At 55.6% G+C, this 18717-nt stretch carries 23 protein-coding genes; 17 read left to right on the top strand and 6 right to left on the bottom strand.

The window, feature by feature from the left end; translation table 11 throughout:
- Complete coding sequence (locus E5161_RS17780; RefSeq protein ID WP_136779328.1) at positions 1-795, top strand: SDR family oxidoreductase; 795 nt, start codon at positions 1-3, stop codon at positions 793-795.
- Between the two features lie 100 nt (positions 796-895).
- On the opposite strand, the gene E5161_RS17775 is transcribed toward E5161_RS17780, so the two are convergent.
- Positions 896-1144 carry a NifU family protein gene (locus E5161_RS17775; protein WP_136779234.1) on the bottom strand — a complete coding sequence of 83 codons (249 nt, stop codon included), beginning with the start codon at positions 1142-1144 and terminating at the stop codon, positions 896-898.
- A gap of 98 nt (positions 1145-1242) precedes the next feature.
- On the opposite strand from E5161_RS17775, the gene E5161_RS17770 reads away from it, so the two are divergent.
- Positions 1243-1509, top strand: a complete 267-nt coding sequence (locus tag E5161_RS17770) for a YuzB family protein (protein WP_136779233.1) — start codon at positions 1243-1245, stop codon at positions 1507-1509.
- Positions 1510-1590: 81 nt separating this feature from the next.
- Here E5161_RS17770 and E5161_RS17765 read toward each other — a convergent pair whose 3' ends face one another.
- Both E5161_RS17765 and mqnE read right to left on the bottom strand, forming a co-directional pair.
- A complete protein-coding gene (locus E5161_RS17765) occupies positions 1591-2652 on the bottom strand; it encodes an NAD(P)/FAD-dependent oxidoreductase (protein ID WP_136779232.1) in 1062 nt (353 codons plus the stop codon).
- A 78-nt stretch (positions 2653-2730) separates the two neighbouring features.
- The gene (mqnE, locus tag E5161_RS17760; RefSeq protein ID WP_136779231.1) at positions 2731-3834 is read right to left on the bottom strand and encodes an aminofutalosine synthase MqnE; all 1104 of its coding nucleotides are present in this window, start codon (positions 3832-3834) and stop codon (positions 2731-2733) included.
- A gap of 269 nt (positions 3835-4103) precedes the next feature.
- On the opposite strand from mqnE, the gene E5161_RS17755 reads away from it, so the two are divergent.
- The 4 genes from E5161_RS17755 (at position 4104) to sda (ending at position 6239) form a co-directional block, all read left to right on the top strand.
- The gene (locus E5161_RS17755) at positions 4104-4529 is read left to right on the top strand and encodes a hypothetical protein (protein ID WP_136779230.1); all 426 of its coding nucleotides are present in this window, start codon (positions 4104-4106) and stop codon (positions 4527-4529) included.
- A 104-nt stretch (positions 4530-4633) separates the two neighbouring features.
- A complete protein-coding gene (locus E5161_RS17750) occupies positions 4634-4993 on the top strand; it encodes a HesB/IscA family protein (RefSeq protein WP_136779229.1) in 360 nt (119 codons plus the stop codon).
- Between the two features lie 157 nt (positions 4994-5150).
- Positions 5151-5825 carry a YheC/YheD family protein gene (locus tag E5161_RS17745; RefSeq protein ID WP_136779228.1) on the top strand — a complete coding sequence of 225 codons (675 nt, stop codon included), beginning with the start codon at positions 5151-5153 and terminating at the stop codon, positions 5823-5825.
- 270 nt (positions 5826-6095) lie between these two features.
- The gene (gene sda / locus E5161_RS17740) at positions 6096-6239 is read left to right on the top strand and encodes a sporulation histidine kinase inhibitor Sda (protein WP_136779227.1); all 144 of its coding nucleotides are present in this window, start codon (positions 6096-6098) and stop codon (positions 6237-6239) included.
- 321 nt (positions 6240-6560) lie between these two features.
- On the opposite strand, the gene E5161_RS17735 is transcribed toward sda, so the two are convergent.
- Positions 6561-7556, bottom strand: coding sequence for an NAD(P)/FAD-dependent oxidoreductase (locus E5161_RS17735; RefSeq protein ID WP_136779226.1), 996 nt, complete (start codon positions 7554-7556; stop codon positions 6561-6563).
- Positions 7557-7804: 248 nt separating this feature from the next.
- Between E5161_RS17735 and E5161_RS17730 the strand changes: the two genes are divergently transcribed.
- A complete protein-coding gene (locus E5161_RS17730) occupies positions 7805-8998 on the top strand; it encodes an NAD(P)/FAD-dependent oxidoreductase (protein ID WP_136779225.1) in 1194 nt (397 codons plus the stop codon).
- A 65-nt stretch (positions 8999-9063) separates the two neighbouring features.
- Here E5161_RS17730 and hemQ read toward each other — a convergent pair whose 3' ends face one another.
- On the bottom strand, positions 9064-9810 hold the full coding sequence (gene hemQ, locus E5161_RS17725) for a hydrogen peroxide-dependent heme synthase (protein WP_136779224.1): 747 nt from the start codon (positions 9808-9810) through the stop codon (positions 9064-9066).
- A gap of 170 nt (positions 9811-9980) precedes the next feature.
- On the opposite strand from hemQ, the gene E5161_RS17720 reads away from it, so the two are divergent.
- The 10 genes from E5161_RS17720 to rbsK all read left to right on the top strand — a co-directional run bounded on the left by E5161_RS17720 (position 9981) and on the right by rbsK (position 18452).
- Positions 9981-10250, top strand: a complete 270-nt coding sequence (locus E5161_RS17720; protein WP_136779327.1) for a YuiB family protein — start codon at positions 9981-9983, stop codon at positions 10248-10250.
- A 23-nt stretch (positions 10251-10273) separates the two neighbouring features.
- A complete protein-coding gene (locus tag E5161_RS17715) occupies positions 10274-10684 on the top strand; it encodes a GtrA family protein (RefSeq protein WP_136779223.1) in 411 nt (136 codons plus the stop codon).
- Between the two features lie 28 nt (positions 10685-10712).
- A complete protein-coding gene (locus tag E5161_RS17710; RefSeq protein WP_136779222.1) occupies positions 10713-11579 on the top strand; it encodes an alpha/beta fold hydrolase in 867 nt (288 codons plus the stop codon).
- 119 nt (positions 11580-11698) lie between these two features.
- The gene (locus tag E5161_RS17705) at positions 11699-13192 is read left to right on the top strand and encodes a DnaD domain protein (protein ID WP_136779221.1); all 1494 of its coding nucleotides are present in this window, start codon (positions 11699-11701) and stop codon (positions 13190-13192) included.
- A gap of 18 nt (positions 13193-13210) precedes the next feature.
- Positions 13211-14158, top strand: coding sequence for an ATP-binding protein (locus E5161_RS17700; RefSeq protein ID WP_136779220.1), 948 nt, complete (start codon positions 13211-13213; stop codon positions 14156-14158).
- A gap of 249 nt (positions 14159-14407) precedes the next feature.
- Positions 14408-15484: a sulfate ABC transporter substrate-binding protein gene (locus E5161_RS17695; protein ID WP_136779219.1), complete on the top strand. Its 1077-nt coding sequence runs from the start codon at positions 14408-14410 to the stop codon at positions 15482-15484.
- A 30-nt stretch (positions 15485-15514) separates the two neighbouring features.
- Positions 15515-16351, top strand: a complete 837-nt coding sequence (gene cysT / locus E5161_RS17690) for a sulfate ABC transporter permease subunit CysT (protein ID WP_136779218.1) — start codon at positions 15515-15517, stop codon at positions 16349-16351.
- 13 nt (positions 16352-16364) lie between these two features.
- Complete coding sequence (cysW, locus tag E5161_RS17685; RefSeq protein WP_136779217.1) at positions 16365-17249, top strand: sulfate ABC transporter permease subunit CysW; 885 nt, start codon at positions 16365-16367, stop codon at positions 17247-17249.
- Between the two features lie 22 nt (positions 17250-17271).
- Complete coding sequence (locus tag E5161_RS17680) at positions 17272-17445, top strand: YezD family protein (RefSeq protein WP_136779216.1); 174 nt, start codon at positions 17272-17274, stop codon at positions 17443-17445.
- A gap of 77 nt (positions 17446-17522) precedes the next feature.
- Positions 17523-18452 (top strand): ribokinase, encoded by a 930-nt coding sequence (gene rbsK, locus E5161_RS17675; protein ID WP_136779215.1) that lies wholly within the window; start codon positions 17523-17525, stop codon positions 18450-18452.
- Between the two features lie 73 nt (positions 18453-18525).
- Here rbsK and E5161_RS17670 read toward each other — a convergent pair whose 3' ends face one another.
- Positions 18526-18672 (bottom strand): YqzM family protein, encoded by a 147-nt coding sequence (locus tag E5161_RS17670; protein WP_136779214.1) that lies wholly within the window; start codon positions 18670-18672, stop codon positions 18526-18528.
- Between the last annotated feature and the right edge of the window lie 45 nt (positions 18673-18717).

Below are 18717 nucleotides of genomic sequence, written 5' to 3'. Positions count from 1 at the left end.
CTGGCAGGCAAAACTGCGCTTGTCACCGGGAGCGCCAAAGGTCTTGGACGCCGGACGGCGCTCGAGCTTGCCGCCGCCGGGTGCGATGTGGCGGTGAACTATGTATCGAGCCGGGAAGAAGCCGAACAAGTGGCGGCTGAAATCGCCGCCATGGGGCGCAAAGCCGTGGCGGTGCAAGCGGACATCGCGCGGACGGAGGAAGCGGAACGGCTCGTCACCGACGTGGAGCGGGAGCTTGGCGGCATCGACATTCTCGTCAACAATGCAGGTCCCTTCATTCGGGAACGGCGATTATTCGCGGATTATTCATCGGATGACGTTCTTTATTTGATGAACGGAAATTTGGTCGGCACGATGCTGCTCGATCACCGGGTGCTTCCGGGCATGAGAAGCCGGGGATGGGGCAGAATCATTCATTTCGGTTTCGGGCATGCCGCCGAAGCGAGATCTTGGCCGCACCGAGCGGTGTATGCGGCAGCCAAGGTCGGTCTCGTATCGTTCACCAAGACGTTGGCGGTGGAAGAAGCGGCGAACGGCATTACGGTGAACATGATTTGCCCGGGGGATATTCGCGGAGGGAACAAGGAAAAAGCGATCGCGGACGTAGCCGGAGAGCAGGACGAGGAGTCGCCGCGCGGCAGACCGGGAACGGGGCAGGATGTGGCGAGGGTGATTCTGTTTCTATGCCAGCCGGAGTCGGATTTCATTACCGGCAACACAATCGACGTCTCCGGCGGGTTGGATCCTATCCGTACGACGATCAATAATCATGCACTTGGCGTCCCCAAAAAGTAGTCGGAATAGGCTTCGAAGGCATACTTCACTTTTTGGGGAAAAAATAAGGTCCCGCCATAAGAGCAGGACCTTGTTATGTTTCATTCTGGAGAACCTATAATCAGAATACCTGTACAACTTCTTGAATGCCGTCGACTTCTTCGATCAATGCGCGTTCGATACCCGCTTTCAGCGTGATCGTGGAGCTCGGGCAGCTGCCGCAAGCGCCCATCAGGCGAAGCTTGACGACGCCGTCTTCCACGTCGACCAGTTCCACGTCGCCGCCGTCCCGCTGAAGGAAAGGACGCAATTTATCGAGCACTTCGAGCACTTCATCATACATCGAGGCGCTTTGTACGCTTTCACTCATGACCATCCACTCCTTTCAGATCTTATTATAGTACAAAACGGTCCAAATTCAAACGGAAGTTCGCGTTTTCCGCGCCGTACTTCGGAAAGGACAAGCGCATGCACATCGTAGAATTTTGCGTAAGCAACATGCATCACGGAACCGACAAAGTCATGGAACGGCTGGAGAACGATCCCCGAGTTGATGTGATCGAATACGGCTGTCTCGGCAACTGCGGAGAATGCTTTTTGTCCCCGTACGCGTTGGTCAACGGGGAGGCCGTTTTCGCCGAAACCGCCGAAAAACTGTATGATCTCATCATGCAAGAAATCGAAAAACAGGAAGCGGAGAAATCCGCGTTGGATAAATTGCTGGACGATCTTTGACTCATCCCCCAAAAGTGAAGCAGTCCTTCGAAGCATATTCCGATTACTTTTGGGGGAGCCCCCATAAAACAATCTTAAAGATCATCCAAAGTGATGCTTGCTCATCCACAAAACGCCGCTTTTGAGCACACGAGGAACGCGCCCGATAATCGGCGTGGCCCCCATCATGCCGAAACCGGCTTTTTTGCCGAGCGAGCCGAGCACACCTTTGAGTTTGATGCGCGAAAGCTTCGGCAGTTTGCCGTCCCACTTGCCTTTAATCACTTCCGCGACTTGCTTGCCCATCGCTTCCGCGAGCTGAGCGCTCGGCGAGAAAATGGAGCTTGCACAGTCGCCGACCACATAAACGTCAGGCACATCAACCAGCTCGTGCCACTCGTTGACCATCAGCCGGCCCTGCTTGTCTTTGGCGAAGGAAAGATTGTGAACCAAGTCCACCGGCCGGATGCCGGCCGTCCATACGGTAACGTCGCTCAAGATCGCCTCAGCTCCGTTGTGAATGACGCCTTGCTCCAGCGAAGTGATGGAGATATGCGACCGCATTTCCACATCGTGTTCATGGAACCAGGAGGCGACATACTTGCGCAGACGCGGCGGAAATCCGTTCAGCACGCTGTCCCCTCGGTCGAGAATTCGAATGTTCAAGTCCGACCGGCTTTCCCGAAGCTCGGACGCGACTTCCACACCGCTTAAGCCGCCGCCCACGATGGTGACTTGACCGTTCGGCCGGACGTCGTTGACTTGCTGATACGTACGGCGTGTTGCAGATAAAGATTGAATGCTGCACGAGAACTCGGAGGCACCTGTAATTCCGTGATAGTTGTCGGTGCAGCCGAGCGCGATGACAAGCGAATCGTACGGCAGCGGGTCATGACCGGATACGGCGACCTGACGGTTCTCAAAGTCAACCCCGCCGATTTCGCCATATACGATTTCCAGGTTCTCATGTTCGGGGAAGGCGACACGGATCTCCGTATCGGTTACCGTCCCGGCAGCGAGCGCGTAATATTCCGTTTTCAGACCTTGAAAAGGCATCCGGTCCACCAAATAGATTTTCGTGCCCTTCGGAAGATCCGAGTCCAGCAATTCGTTGACCACGGTGAGTCCTCCATATCCTCCGCCTAAAACGACCACTCTGTTCACGAACAATATCCCCTTTTCCGTCAGCATTCGACTTAGTATGCACACAAGAAACCCCGTCTTCCCGACGGGGCCGACTTACTACTCATATACCCGAATTTCGTTATAAAATGTATCCCGCTCCACAGGAATTCTGCCCGCGCCTTTGATCAGCCAAATCAAATCTTCCCGTGTGATGCCCGCCGGGGTTAATGCGCCGGCCGAGTGACTGATCCGTTCCTTGACGATCGTGCCGTGCGCGTCGGAAGCGCCCATCGTCAGCGCCACTTGCGTAAGCTGGGTACCGATATTAATAAAGTATGCCTTGATGTGCTGGAAATTGTCCAGCATCAGCCGGCTGATCGCGATCGCCTTCAAATCGTCATATGCCGAATTGCGGCGCCGGATGCCCGCTTTGGGGCTGATCGGCTGCATCGATAACGGGATGAACACTTGAAAACCGTTGGTCTCATCCTGCAGCTCACGGATATGAATCATGTGCTGCACCCGCTCCTCCAACGACTCGACGGAACCGTACAGCATCGTCGTATGCGTTCGTAGTCCGAGTTGATGGGCGTTGCGGTGAACGTCCAAATACTGTTCGATATTCGCTTTGTTGACCCGCATTTTTTTACGATATTGCTCCGACAAAATTTCCGCGCCGCCGCCCGTGAGCGATTCGAGACCGGCTTCGATCAGCTTTTCCAGCACTCCCCGGTAGGAGAGGCCGGAAATTCGCGAGAAGAAATCGATCTCCGCCGCCGTGTAGGCTTTCATGGTGACATTCGGATACCGCTGCTTCAAGGTGCGAATCGATTCGACGTAATATTCGAACGGTACGTGCGGATTATGTCCGCCGACGATGTGGAATTCCCGCACGTCCGGATGGATGTGCTGGTCCACAAAAGCGATCATTTCCTCCGGGGAGAGGGTATAAGCGCCTTCGTCGCCCTCGTCTTTGCGGAAATTGCAGAACGCGCAGTGCGCTTCGCACACATTCGTAAAGTAGAGGCTCATATTTTCAATGAAGTAAACTTTTTTGCCGTTTTTGCGCAGGTTGACTTCATTCGCCAACTGCCCAATGGTCAGCAAATCGTCCGATTGATACAGGAACACGCCATCCTCGAAGGAAAGCCGTTGTCCATTCCTGACCTTGTCGGCGATTTCGGCCATTTGACGCTCGGCGTTTGTCGTAAGGAGAGTCATAGGTCCGCCTCCGTCCATTTGTGAAAAAAATAACTTTCTTTTTCTGCATGCAGTCTTTCCGGGTCAACAACTGTAAACATTATAAACCTCCGCTTGACCCCCGGCAACTGTAAATAGAAGAATCGGAAAAAAGGTATAAACCGCAGTAAAAAGGGGAATCAACTTGAAATATAAACAAATATTGGTTATGTTTAGCTTACAAAACAACATGCAAAGGAAGGTGCGTTCGCCTGAAACCTGAAATTTTGCCCCTCAGCCGGCTTGAACAAATGGAGCAATCCGAGAAGATCCAGACCCTCCAGCAATACCGTGCGGCTTATACGATCAAAGATTTGAGCCAGGCATGGGGTTTGACGAATCCGATTCAATACTACATGTGGCTGAAAAAACAAAACATCTATGAGCAAATCGTGCGCAGAATGGACAAGTTCGAGCCTTCGAAAGAATGGCGGCGCTTGCAGGACAGCGACTCCCGCGACACCGACAGAAGCCGCGTCCGCGGATTGTCCGCCGACCAGTTCCGCTACACGCTCGATACCGACTCCACCGGTCCGGAACTTGCCCAAGTGTTCCGCCGCCTGTCTGACTTTCTTCAGAACGAGAAGGGCACATTCCGTTGCCGGATTGAACTGAAAGCGATCGCCCAAGCAGGTGGAAATTCGAAAGAGTGGAAAGACGAAGAAGCCGGCGCGTAAGCGCCGGTTTTTTGGTTGGGCGACGAGACGCTTGAGGCGGTCAGGCGGCTGGGGTATACTGAGGAGAGAACGGGATTGACGCTTTAGGTTGGGGAGGAAAGCACATGGTGAACATCAGCGAATTGGCCGGAGAGAAAATTCAAGAGATGCTGGCGGCCGAAGATTCTCAGAACTTGTTCCTGCGTATCGGCGTGAAAGAAGGCGGATGCAGCGGGTTTAGTTATGGAATGGGCTTTGACGACGAAATCCATTCCGACGATAAAGAGTACGACATTCGCGGCCTGAAAGTGGTCGTGGACGGCGAAAGCGCCAAGTACTTGTACGGCGTGGAGATTGACTGGAAAGAGTCGGGCATGGGCGGCGGATTTACGATTCATAACCCGAACGCCGTCGCCACGTGCGGCTGCGGCTCCTCGTTCCGCACCGCCGCCGATGCGGGCAAACCGAACCCGGACGCCTGCTGACGACGCCGAACACCCAACCTCCCGACACACCCGTGTCGGGAGGTTTTTTGTGCTTCCGTCATTTTTCGGGCGAATCGCGGGCGTCTTCAACCCAAGAACCTGTCCCTTTCGCGGAGTATGTATAAAGGAAAAGACTTTGCGAAAGGAGGCCTGCAGCATGCAACAACAGAAGAGAGGACGGCAGGTCGCCAGCAAATGGTTGAAAACCGTCGCTTTGCTGGCCAGTCCCAAGGCGGCCCCGCATATTCCTCGGACCAAACCGTTCAATAGGAAGCGCCTGCATAGGATGCTGCGACGTTACGGAGTCGTGGTGCTGAAGCCGGTTCGCGGAGGCGGGGGGCTCGGCGTAATGAAAGTGAGCCGTCAAGGCGGCGGTTATTTGTACGCTTACAAGTCCCGCACCCGAAAGTTCGGTTCGTTCAGGGGGGTGTGGAAAGCGGTGCATCGAGCACGCCGCCGGAGACCGTACTTGATTCAGCAAGGCATCGATTTGGCCTGTTACAAGCAACGGCCGATCGACTTTCGGTTGAAGTACATGAAGCGTAACGGAAGGTGGAGATTCGTCGCGATTCTCGGAAAAATTGCCAAGCCCGGGCTGTTCGTCACGAACATTTGCCGCGGTGGTACCTTGGTGAGCGGATCCAAAGGTTTGAGCCTTTCGTTTCCTTCTAAAGAGGCTGAGGCCAAAAAGAGAGAAATGCGGGAATTGACGAAAACTTGCACGAAGCTGTTGGAACGCCGTTTTCCGGGCATCCGGCAACTCGGTTACGACTACGGGATCGACCGGAACGGACATATTTGGATTTTGGAAGTCAACACTCGACCGCAGTGAATGATTGGTTCTGACATATTTTTCTATACAATCCTTTTATCGCCGCATTTCCGAATATGAAAGTTTTTTATGGAAGCTGTTGAAACATTTTTGTGCATAACTTCGTACACATTATTCACTGTATAACGACAGAGGTTCCTGACACTTTTCAACAATTTGCCCCCAGCTTACTCACAGGTTCCTGTGGATAAAACGTCTGTTGTCCGGCCCGAGCGGGACATGCTAAGATGCCCTCACGAACTTATCCATCTCATGGAAAGGGTGAGGCTTATGTTTCCGAAGCTTTCTGATGATTCGCTGCTGGACGCATACCGGAGCGCGATCCGTCTGGGGCTGGACTGGGAATTCGTCCGGATGCTGCGGTCGGAAATTCGCCGGCGCTGTCTGAAGCTGCCGGAAGGGCGGGAGTTTTAGGCATGCCAAGTTTCCACGTTGACGACAAAATCGATGCGGCAATTCGGACAAAGAGCCAGATGAGTGCAGCCTCCGGCTTCGGTCTCCGTTTCGCTCCAAACCGCCGTGATTTCGTAGGGGGCATAGGGTCCGCTCCAGTCCTCCCGACGACCTTCATCTTCGGCGGAGGCACCGCATTGCGGACAAGACGCGGCTAGGGGGAGCAATCCATTGCATACGGGACATAACAAAAAAGGCATCCTCCTTCGGAAGCGGCCGCTCGTGCCGGTGTTTCCCAAGTAGGATGCCTTTTTGAACGCCATTTTATCGTTTGGCGGGACTTTACAATTTCATGTTGCTGCTGTGCCCGGGGGACAGCTTCGCGTCCGGGTCGATATAGACCTTGGCGTTGTTGATCGCCGTCGGAGCTTCTCCGAATCCGACCGCGATGAGCTTCAGCTTGCCGGGATAGATGGTGACGTCGCCCGCGGCGAAAATGCCCGGGATACTGGACTCCATCCGGGAATCCACGACAATCGAACCGCCGTCGATCTCCAAGCCCCATTCCGCAATCGGGCCGAGGGAACTGACGAAACCGAAGTTCACGATGACCGCATCGACCTCGTGCTCGCTCGTTTCTCCGGTCTTCACGTCGGTCAGGGTCACTTTCTCGATCGAGGCGCCGCCGTGAAGCGCGGTGATTTCGGTGGGCGTAATGACCTGCACCTTCGACTGGTGAAGCAGTTCGACGCTGTGCTCGTGGGCACGGAACTTGTCGCGCCGGTGGACAAGCTTGACCTCCGATGCGATCGGCTCGAGCATGAGCGCCCAGTCCACGGCGGAATCGCCGCCTCCGCTGATTAACACCTTGCGCCCCCGGAACTTTTCCAAATCCCCCACAAAATAGTGGAGGTTCGCTTTCTCGAAGCGGGGAGCCTCGGGCAGTTCTAGACGGCGGGGTTCGAATGCGCCGACGCCGGCTGTAATAATTACGGCCCGCGCATGCAGACTGCCTTTATCGGTGACAATTTCAAATAAGCGTTCTTCTTTTTTGACGACCTGCAGAACCTTCTCCTCCAGCCGGATCTCGGCCTGGAACAGTTCCATCTGGCGCTTCAGGTTGTCGACCAGCTCTTGAGCGGTCACTTTCGGAAACCCTGCTACATCATAAATGTATTTCTCGGGATAAAGCGCTGCCAGCTGTCCGCCAAGCTGGGGCATGCTCTCGATCAGGGCGACCGACATCTGCCGCATGCCTCCGTAAAAAGTCGCGAACATTCCGGCGGGACCCCCGCCGATAATCGCTACGTCTACGGCGGATGGATTCTCATTCGTCAAGCGATGTGCACCTCCGTCAGGACTGGAAAAAACCTGTCGAAACTATTTTTCCTCATTATAAGCTTGTGAAACCTGCAAGAAAAGTTTTTTTGTGGAGTTGCCCAATGATTATTGTGAAAATGAACCTTGAAAATTGAGAAGAAAGCCGATATGATTCATCTGTATAGCCAAGCGGAAGCAAGGCGATGACGGACATTGTGTAATTTTTCACAAACTAAAAAACATAAAAACGATTGGATGGGATTGCGATGAGCAGCATACCGAAGATTGTCATCCTGGGAGCCGGGTACGGCGGCGTACTGACCTCCCTTCGGCTCCAAAAGGAACTGAATTACAATGAAGCGGATGTAACGCTGGTCAACAAGCATGACTATCACTACATCACGACGCATCTTCACATGCCGGCGGCCGGTACGGACAACCCGGAGAACGCCCGGGTGAATATCTCGAAGCTGATCGACGAATTTAAAATCGATTTCGTGAAATCGACTGTCGTCCAAATTCGTCCGCAAGACCGCAAAGTCATTCTCGAAGACGGAACGCTCTCCTACGATTATTTGGTCATCGCCCTCGGCGGCGAGCCGGAAACGTTCGGCATTCCGGGCATGGCCGAGCACGCCATGAATATCCGAAGCATCAACTCCGTTCGCTTGATCCGCGAACATATCGAGTATCAATTCGCGCGTTTCAAGCGCGAGCCGCATCGCACGGATTACCTGACGTTCGTCGTCGGGGGCGCGGGCTTCACGGGCATCGAGTTCGTGGGCGAGCTGTCCGACCGTATTCCGGAGCTGTGCAAGCAATTCGACGTCGATCCTTCGCTCGTCAAAATTTACAACATCGAAGCGGCCCCGACAGCACTGCCGGGCTTTGATCCGGAGCTGGTCCAATACGCCATGGAAGTGCTGCAGAAGAAAGGCGTCACGTTCCGCATCGGCACCGCCATCAAGGAATGCAAGCCGGATGGCGTCATCGTCGGCGACGGCGAAGAAATCAAAGCGGCAACCGTCATTTGGACAGGCGGTATCCGCGGAAACCGCCTGATCGAGGAAGCCGGCTTCGAAACGATGCGCGGACGCGTCAAAGTCGACGAGTTCCTGCGCGCGCCGGGCCACGACAATGTGTTCGTTTTGGGCGACAACTCTCTGGTATTCAATCCGGAAGGCCGTCCTTACCCGCCGACCGCCCAGATCGCAATGCAGGAAGGCGTCAACTGCGCCCACAACCTGGTCGCCTCCATCCGCAATCAATCGCTGAAGCCTTTTACGTTCCAAAGCAAGGGCACGGTGGCGTCGCTCGGCAAAGGCGAAGCGATCGGCATCGCGTTCGGCAAGAAGTACAAAGGCCGCGTGGCTGCGTGGCTCAAAAAAGCGATCGATCTCCGGTATTTGTTTATCATCGGCGGTATCCCGCTGGTTCTTCGCAAAGGCAAGTTCCTGTAAGCCATAGAACGCGCGAAAAAGGCAACCCGTGTGGGTTGCCTTTTTGTTCATGTCACTGAAGTTCTTTATCCGCGCAGCAGCTCCGCCAGAGACTCTCTGGAGAGCCGGTTGCCCACATAGAACGGGCCGAACTCTCCGTACCGCGCGCTCACTTCATCAAAGCGCATTTCGTACACGAGCTTCTTGAATTGCAGGGCATCGTCCGCAAACAGCGTAACGCCCCATTCCCAGTCGTCGAAGCCGACCGAGCCGGTAATGATTTGCTTCACTTTGCCGGCGTACGAACGGCCGATCATACCGTGGCTTCTCATCATATTTCTGCGGTCTTCCATCGGCAGCATATACCAGTTGTCGGTAAGCTGACGCCGCTTGTTCATCGGGTAGAAGCAAATATGGCCGGATTTCGGCAAAATCGGCTTCAGCCGCGCCGAAATTTCCGGTACCTGCATCGGATCGACGCCCGGCTGCCCCATGTAGTTGCTCAATTCGACCACGCTGACATAGGAATATTCCTTTTTCGTGAACTGGGCGATTGCCGAACGGTTGAACTCATTTTCGATGGCGTTCAGCTCTTCCAGCGTTTCGCGCAAATGCATGAAAACCAGATCCGCTTTTTGCCCGACGATCGCGTAGAGAGCCAGACTTCCTTCCTTGCGCTCTTCCACGCTTTCCCACTGGCCGATCAGCTCCATCAGCCCGCTCAGGGCTTCTTCCCGCTCGGCAGTGGCAGCGGCGTTCCATGCGGTCCAATCGATGCTGCGAAAATCGTGCAGCGCATACCAGCCCTCCAGCGTTTGGGCGGCTTCGCTCATGTTCATCTCTCCTTGTCCATCTCAACAGAATGCCTATATTGTAGCAGAGTTGCCGGAATTGTTCACATCCTGTTCGTTTGACTCCTCCGAAAGCGTTCTTGTAAACTGAGTGAAGAAAGTTTTCACTTGGGAGGCCACCGCACTTGCGTGATGCTTTTATATCGACATTGATGGAAATCGTCGGAAGCTTGCTGTTTTTCGTGCTGTTTTTCGGCATCGGTTTCATTTTGAACATGTTGATCAAAACGACCTGGCTGCCGCTGTGGCTGTTCGTCATCCTCGTTCTTCCGCTCGGCCTATGGCACTTCTGGAAGCCGGAACTGACGCTCGGTTCGTACGCGGCCATGTTTCTTCCTCCGGCTCTGGCAAGCATCGCGGGTACGTATGTAAGCGGCTGGACGATTCGCAAATTGCGAAGAGGCGGCTATAAAATGTTTTGAACAGGCGGACAGGAGGCTTCATCATGTTGCGTCCGGAGCAAATTCGCATGGCGAAATTCGCGCTTGTCGGGGTGTTGAACACCGGCGTGGATTTCGCCGTTTTTATGCTTTTGGTGTATACGTTCGGCGTTCCTTCCGCAGGAGCGCAAGTCGCATCTTTCAGCTGCGGCATCGCGAACAGCTATTGGTGGAATCGTAAATGGACGTTTCGAGCCGCGGGTAAGGTGAATGGGCGCGAGTTGCTGCGTTTCGTAGCGGTTAATGGGCTGTCGCTGGCTTGCGCCACCGCGGTGCTCCTGGGGCTGCAGCACGGGCTCGGCTGGTCGCCGGCGGCGGCTAAAGCAGTCTCAATTTTAGCGTCGCTTGCCGTTAACTACGCAGGCAGCCGGTTTTGGGTGTTCCGGATGGAAACAGGTGAAAATCGGGCAGGCTAACGGAAAACGTGTCCGAGGTGACCTTCGCATGCCCATGATTCATGTCAACGGCGTCGATCTGCATTACCATTTGCAAGGCAAAGGGGTGCCGATCGTTTTCCTCCACCCGCCTTGTATCGGCAGCCGCGTGTTCACGTATTTGCGCAACGATTTATCGCAGGATTACCGGACGTTGATGTTCGATTTCCGCGGACACGGACACAGCGGCACATCCGGTACCCGGCTCACCATTCCGCTGCTTGTGGAAGATACTCGGCAGCTGATGGACGCACTCGACATTTCGTCCGCCTATTTATGCACCTATTCCATGGCATCAATGGTGGCGCTCGAAGCGCTGCTGACGCATCCCAACCGGTTCAGCGGAGCCGTGCTCTTAGGCGGACTGGCCAAAGCGACCGGCTGGAGGCTCCGGGGAAGGCTGCGTGCGGGAAGCATCGCGAGCCGGTGGGGGGCGAGGGATTCGGTTGCCGCTCCGATTCTGTGGGTGAACTCGGACAATACCCAAACATACCGCAACCTGCGAAGAGAGACGCTGTCCGGTGACGTCGCCAAATGGCGGGAATATTTCGACAGCGGTCTCCGCTATTCAGCGGAGAACCGGCTTCCGGAAATTAAGCAGCCCGTTCTTCTGGTATGCGGCGAGAAAGACCGGCAATTTCACAAACACATGCGGACGATGAAGCAAGGGCTGCCGAACGCGTCCACCGCTTTTATCCGGGGGAAAAAGCATTTTCTTCCGACTTATGCGGCGGATCCGATCGCCGGCGCGATCCGGCTATGGCTGGAGCCCCGTGATGAGAAGCGGGAAGACCAGCCGACGCCCGGCCGTCCACCCGGTCCGGACACCTGGATGTTGGAAAATAGGGACGACCCGGAACCGCAGCTTCGAACGTAAAAAGATTTCAAATCAAGACACGATTCCCAGTGAATCGTGTTTTTATTTTCACTCTTTCGAGTTCTGCTTTGTGCTAGAATAGAGAGACCATTCCACGGAAAAGAGTTGTCGAATTCCGAATGCGTGTGTCGAATATTTTGGAATTTACAGAGAACCATCGTTTCTTCGTCTGCCGGGAATTCGCCCTCGACGGGTTGAAGCGCAAGCTTTTGGCTTCGCTCTATCAACCGATGATCGGCGCTTTCTCGGCCGGACTCTATCATTTTCTCTATCACTTCATCGCGGAAGACTCGGCCGGCTGCACCCGGCCGGACTCTCAGCGCGCTTTGTTCCTCGGACTCGGTCTGGAGCCGAACGCCGCAGGCCGCAAAACGCTGATCGAAGCCGCTTCCCGCCTGGAGGCAGTTGGGCTTCTGCAGGTGTTCCGCCATCATAATCCGTTAACGGAAGAGACGTTGTTCGAGTATGCGCTGCAATCTCCGCTCGGCGCTTCCGAGTTTTTTTCGAACCTTCATCTGACCTTGCTGCTCCGGGACAAAATCGGCAAGCCTGCGCTGCTCGAGCTCAAGCGCGGCTTCATCTCCGAACCGCCGGCCGAGCTCGCCCGATTCGTGAACCGGGAAGAGGTGACCGTTCCGTTTTACGAGCTGTTTCAGATTGGTACCGGACCGGTGGATCCCGAGTTGGACAGCGGCTGGACCGAAACGGCGCCCGCACGTGAATCGGCACAGCCGCCGGAGAGGATCCGACACGCCGACATGCTGCTTCGGTTTCCGAGAGGTGCGGCGAACCGCGGTTTGGTCGAGCGATTGGGCCGGGCGCCCGAGTCCATGGCTCAGCTCAATTTTCTCGCTTACAAGTACGATCTGGATGTGCCTGAAATTTGCCGCCTACTGGACGAGGACGGGATTTTCGGGACGGACGGCACCCTGTTATGGGATGAACTGAACCGCCGCGCCCATTTGATTTACAGGCAGGATCGCAAGCGTGACGAGGAGCGGGAGCGCTTCTTGTCCAGAGGCGAGTCTCGCGGACACGCGGAAAGCGAAGATGCCGGCGTGGAGCCGGAAGATGCCGCTGTGCTGCTGGACGTGCCGGAACGGTTCCAAGGCACGCTGACGCCGGAGCGGTACAACCGGATGCTTCGGAACGAACCGTACACGCGGATGCTGGAGAAACATTTTCCCGGGGCGGTGCCCGACTCGTTCGTCCGGATTTTCGAGCGGATCGACCTGAATTATAAATTGCCGGAGCCGGTCATTAACGTGCTGGCGCACTACATATTCGGCATGAAGCACGCACAGAGGCTCACCCATGCGTTTATCGATTCCATCGCGTCCAATATGCTGGCCAAAGGCATCGACACGTTCGAGAAAGCCGCGGCCTACATTCGCGAACAGCAGAAGCTGAACGCCACGCTCGAGAAGCGCCGGCGCGGGGAAGCGGACCAACCGGCGGGCGGCTCCTCGCGGACCAAGACGCAGCGCCGCAAGCCCTCGATTCCGGTCGTGGGGGACGCGGGACCCGTACGGGAGATTTCCCCGGAAGAGCGCGAGAAGATGAGAGAGTTGGCACGGAAGCTGAAAGGCGATCATGCGCCGGATCACAACTAACGGGAGGGAGGAACCAGCATGGAATCGTTGAAAGAGGCGCTGAAAGGTGTGTCGGTGACCCGCTTTGCCGGCGACTCAGAGCGGCTTATGTCGGAAGTGCTGCGAGATCCGCTCGTTCAGAAGCTTCGGGAACGGTATCCGGACATGGGAGAATCGGTTCTCCGCGCCAATTTGAACCGTCTCTATCAGATGTCGAAGGAATATCGCAATTGCAAAGCTTGTCCCGGGTTGGAGCAATGTCCGAACGACATGCAGGGTCATTCGACGGTCATTACCTGCTCCGAAGTGAACGGGCGCTGGCAAATTACGGATCACAAATCGCCATGCGCCAAATGGACGGCCTACGAGCACCAGCAGCAAATCCGCCGCCGGATCACCGGCTTCTTCGTCGATGAGACCATCTTCGGCGAGACTTACGACGAAATGGAAATGGACAATCTGGACGAGGACCGCTCGCTTGCCGTGCATGAGCTCTTGGCTTATGTGGCAGTCACCAAGGAACAAGGCCTGCAAAAGCACGGCCTCTATCTGGTCGGCTCGTTCGGCACGGGCAAAACCTACATGGCCGGCTATTTGCTGCAAAAATTGGCCAAAAAAGGTTTCACCGGCGTCATGGTGTACATGCCCGACTTTGTCGAAGACGTCAAGGCGCTCATGCTGGAGCCCCAGAAGCTGAAAGAAACAATCACGCTCATGAAAGAAGCGGATCTGCTCGTGTTCGACGATATTGGTGCGGAAAATTTAAGCCCTTGGGTGCGGGACCACGTTGTGGGTGCGATTTTGAATTACCGGATGAACCGCAAGCCGACGTTTTACACCTCGAATCACGATTTGGACGCTCTGGAGAAGCATTTCAGCTTTACGCACAAGGAAGGCGAGGAAATGCACAAAGGCCAGCGGTTGATGGACCGCGTCCGTCCCTTCGTCCAAGTAGTACACGTTCGGGGACGGAATCAGCGGGGATAATCCGTATCCGCAATCTTTGACACTCATACAGACCGCGGGGGCGCAGGCTCTCGCGGTTTTTTTTGTGTCCAATAACGTGCAGAAATGATTTATCAATTTTACTTATGGCACTTATTGACACTCAGCTAGGCCATCGCATATTCTATAATCACCAACTAAACAGGTAGGAATTATATTCTTTACGACCGGACCACCGGAGTCAGAGAACGGAATTTCCTCCCGACAATTTCGATTGAGGGGTGTGTCTACATGACACGAGTGAAATTTTTCGGTCTTTTTCTGGTGGCTGTGCTGTTAATCGCGATGCTTTCCGGCTGCGGTTCGAACAAGGAGGGGACAGCGGCATCAGTTTCCGTCACGCCAAGTCCGAGCCCATCGGCCAAAGTTCCGGCTCCCGTAGAGCTGCTGAACGTGTCCTACGATCCGACGCGCGAACTGTATGAACAATTTAACAAAAGCTTTGCGGAGGAATGGAAAAAAGAAACCGGCGGATCGGTGACGATCAAGCAGTCCCATGGCGGTTCGGGCAAACAAAGCCGCGCCGTGATCGACGGTTTGGAAGCGGATGTGGTGACGCTCGCGCTCGCGTACGACATTGATGCGATTGCGGCCAAGGGCTTGACCAAAAAGGATTGGCAGCAATCGTTCGAACAAAACAGTACGCCGTACACGTCGACGATCGTTTTCCTCGTACGCAAAGGCAATCCGAAAGGGATCAAGGATTGGAACGATTTGATCAAGGACGGTGTCCAGGTCATCACGCCAAACCCCAAAACATCCGGGGGAGCACGCTGGAATTACCTGGCGGCTTGGGGCTATGCAGCTCAGCAAAACAACAACGATGAGACCAAAATCAAAGAGTTTATTAAAACGCTATTCCATAACGTTCCCGTGCTGGATTCCGGCGCCCGCGACGCGACCAACACCTTCGTCCAGCGTAAAATCGGCGATGTGCTGTTGGCTTGGGAGAATGAGGCGTATTTGGCGAAAAAGGAATTCGGCGACGAGTTTGAAATTGTGACGCCTTCTCTCAGTATTTTGGCCGAACCGCCGGTGGCGATTGTCGACAAGGTGGTCGACAAGAAGGGGACCCGGCAAGCTGCTGAAGCCTACCTGAAATATCTTTACTCTGAACAAGGGCAGGAGATTGCGGCGCAAAACTTCTACCGCCCTCGCATGCAGTCTGTTGCCGACCGCCACAAGGATCAGTTCCCGCAGTTGAAGCTGCTGACCATCGACAAAGATTTCGGCGGCTGGCAGGCCGCCCAGAAAAAGCATTTTGCCGACGGCGGAATTTTCGATGAAATTTATACGCCCGGGTCTTAACCGCAGGCCGACGAAAGGGATAACCCGGATATGGCTGCGAAAACAAGAACGGACCGCGCACTGCCTGGATTTCGTTTGACGCTTGGATTTACGGTCCTGTACCTGAGTTTGATCGTACTGATCCCGCTTGCCGCTCTCGTTCTACATTCCGCGGGATTGACGGCCGGACAATGGTGGGACACGGTGACGAATGCGCGGGTGGCGGCTTCCTACAAGCTCAGCATTCTTACGTCGCTGTCCGCAGCATTCGCGAATATCTTCATCGGCTTGCTGCTGGCATGGGTACTGGTGCGATATCGGTTTCCCGGCAAAAAAATCATCGACGGGCTCATCGATTTGCCGTTCGCCTTGCCGACGGCGGTGGCGGGTATTGCGCTAACCACAATTTATGCCCCTAACGGCTGGATAGGTTCACTGTTCGAGCCGTTGGGGATCAAGATTGCCTATTCTCCGCTCGGCATCATGCTCGCACTGATCTTTATCGGCACTCCTTTCGTGGTCCGGACGGTCCAGCCGGTGCTGCAGGAGCTGGAAACAGACACCGAAGAAGCCGCAGCGATGCTGGGCGCATACCGATGGCGCTCGTTCCTGAAGGTCATTCTGCCCGAGCTGATCTCTCCGCTGCTCACCGGGTTTGCGCTGGCGTTCGCCCGAGGCATCGGGGAATACGGATCGGTCGTCTTCATCTCCGGCAACATGCCGATGAAGACGGAAATCGCGCCGCTGCTGATCATTACTAAGCTCGAGCAGTACGAGTATGCGCAGGCAGCGGCCATTGCGGTAGTGCTTTTGCTGATTTCGTTCGTGTTGCTGTTGGGGATCAATTTCGCTCAGCGGCGGTCGAGCCGGCGCAGCAACGCGGTGTAAAGGGGGACTGGAGATGGCCGGCATCGTTACAAGTCCGCGTGCAGGAGAATCGAGCCCCGTCGTTCCCAAACATTTGACCGAACCGCGGATAGTTCGCGGCATCCTGATCGGGGCTGCACTGCTGATGGTGGGGATTATTATCGTTCTTCCCTTGCTTACCGTCATTACGCAAGCGCTGAGCAAAGGCTGGGAAGCTTACCTGTCCGCGCTTAGGGAACCCGAGGCTTTAGCGGCGCTTCGGCTCACTTTGCTGACGGCCGCGATCGCCGTTCCGCTGAACTCTTTATTTGGATTGGCGGCAGCCTGGGCGCTGACCAAGTTCCGCTTCCGCGGCAAAAACGTGCTGGTCACGCTGATCGATCTGCCCTTCGCGGTCTCTCCCGTCGTCAGCGGCCTCATCTACGTGCTTCTTTTTGGAGCGCAAAGCTTTATAGGACCCTGGTTAGCCGCTCACAATATCAAGATCATTTTTGCCGCTCCCGGCATTGTGCTGGCCACGATGTTCGTGACCTTCCCTTTTGTAGCGAGGGAGCTCATTCCGCTTATGGAGTCGCAGGGGGTGCAGGACGAAGAAGCGGCAGTCATCCTTGGAGCGCGCGGTTGGCGGGTGTTCCGCAAGGTGACGCTGCCCAACATCAAGTGGGGGCTGCTGTACGGGATGATTCTTTGCAATGCCAGGGCGATGGGAGAATTCGGCGCCGTATCCGTCGTTTCGGGCCACATTCGGGGCGAGACGAATACGCTGCCGCTGCATATCGAAATTTTGTACAACGAGTATCAGTTTGCGGCCGCGTTTGCCGTCGCCTCGCTGCTGATGCTGCTGGCCGTGGCGACATTGATCGCCAAATCGTTATTGGAGATTCGCATCGCCGGCGGCAGCCGAAAGCATGAACACTGAGCCGCATACGGGAGGGAATCAAATGGCGGAATTCGTAGAGCTGAATGAAGGCTGGCTGGCCCGTATTACCGAAGCCGTGACAGGCTTGAAATACGGCACCGTGCAGATCGTCGTCCACGACGGCCGGATTGTCCAAATCGAGCGGACGGAAAAATTTCGGTATGAAGGGACCGGAGAGAAAAAATCGAACGCTTGATGGTGTCGGACGATTCGTGCTAGTCTTCTAATATTGAGATTATTGTGCACGAATTTCTAAAATGGCGGTGTCGTCGGATGAACGAAGCGGTTCGCCCTGTTGTGGCGGTTGTCGGAAGCATCAATATGGATTTTGTCGTGGAGTCGCCGTTGTTCCCTTTGCCGGGCCAGACCGTACTCGGGAAGTCGATTTCCTACTTCCCCGGAGGCAAAGGAGCGAATCAAGCCGTCGCGGCTGCCCGCCTGGGCGCGGACGTGCGGATGATCGGTGCGGTGGGCGGCGACGAATTCGGCGGCAAGCTCGAGGCCGTGCTGCGGAAGGAAGGCATTGATACGCGGGGTGTGCGCGTAACCGACGGAGCGACGGGCATCGCTTCGATCCTGGTATCCGGCGGCGAAAACACGATCGTGGTCGTGCCGGGCGCCAACGGGGCGCTGCGGCCGGAGGACGTTCACGGGAATGCTGGATTAATCGAGGCTGCCGATATTGTGCTCGTTCAGCTCGAAATTCCGTTTGAAACGGTGGAAGCGGCATTGAGACTGGCCAAAACGGCAGGCAAAAAAACGGTGCTGAATCCGGCGCCGGCGGGCGTTTTCCCGGATGAGTGGCTGCAATGGACGGACATCGTGACACCGAACGAGACCGAGCTTGCCGCACTGGTGGGCGCTGAGCGCTTGGACGATCCGGCCGTGCTGGAAAGTGCGATGCGCAAGCTGCATGACCGCGGGGCCGAGCGAATCATCGTCACGTTGGGTGCCAACGGAGCGGTGTTATCTGCACGTAACGGTGAAATCGTGCGCGTGCCGGGCCGGAAGGTGGAAGTGGTCGATACAACCGGCGCGGGCGATACGTTCCACGGAGCGCTGGCCGCTGCCTGGGCAGGCGGCGCTTCGCTGGCGGAAGCGCTCCAAACCGCAGTGGACGCCTCGGCCTTGTCCGTTACGCGCCAAGGTGCCCAGACCGGGATGCCGGCGGCGGCGGAGCTGGAAAGATGGAGAAGGGAATGAACGGAAAAACGCACCCGAGCTGCCGGAAAGGCAGGCGGGTGCGTTTCATTTCGCATGCAAGGTCGTCGTAAAATTAAGAGATGACGGCTTTCAGAACGACCGCGGCAATGAATACCACCGTCATGAAACCGAACATAACAGCGAAGCCCATCGCGGTATCCGCAAAGTCGTCGCGCGGTTCTTCGTTCACATGCTGTCGGGGATCACGAATGTTTTCCATGGGAAGCCTCCTGAGACACGCGTTCATTAAGCCTAGTATAACCAA

Source organism: Cohnella pontilimi (genome assembly GCF_005049045.1).
Taxonomy (GTDB): domain Bacteria; phylum Bacillota; class Bacilli; order Paenibacillales; family Paenibacillaceae; genus Cohnella; species Cohnella pontilimi.
Note: the sequence above shows the minus strand (reverse complement) of the source record. Positions and strands in the feature narration are given on the sequence as shown.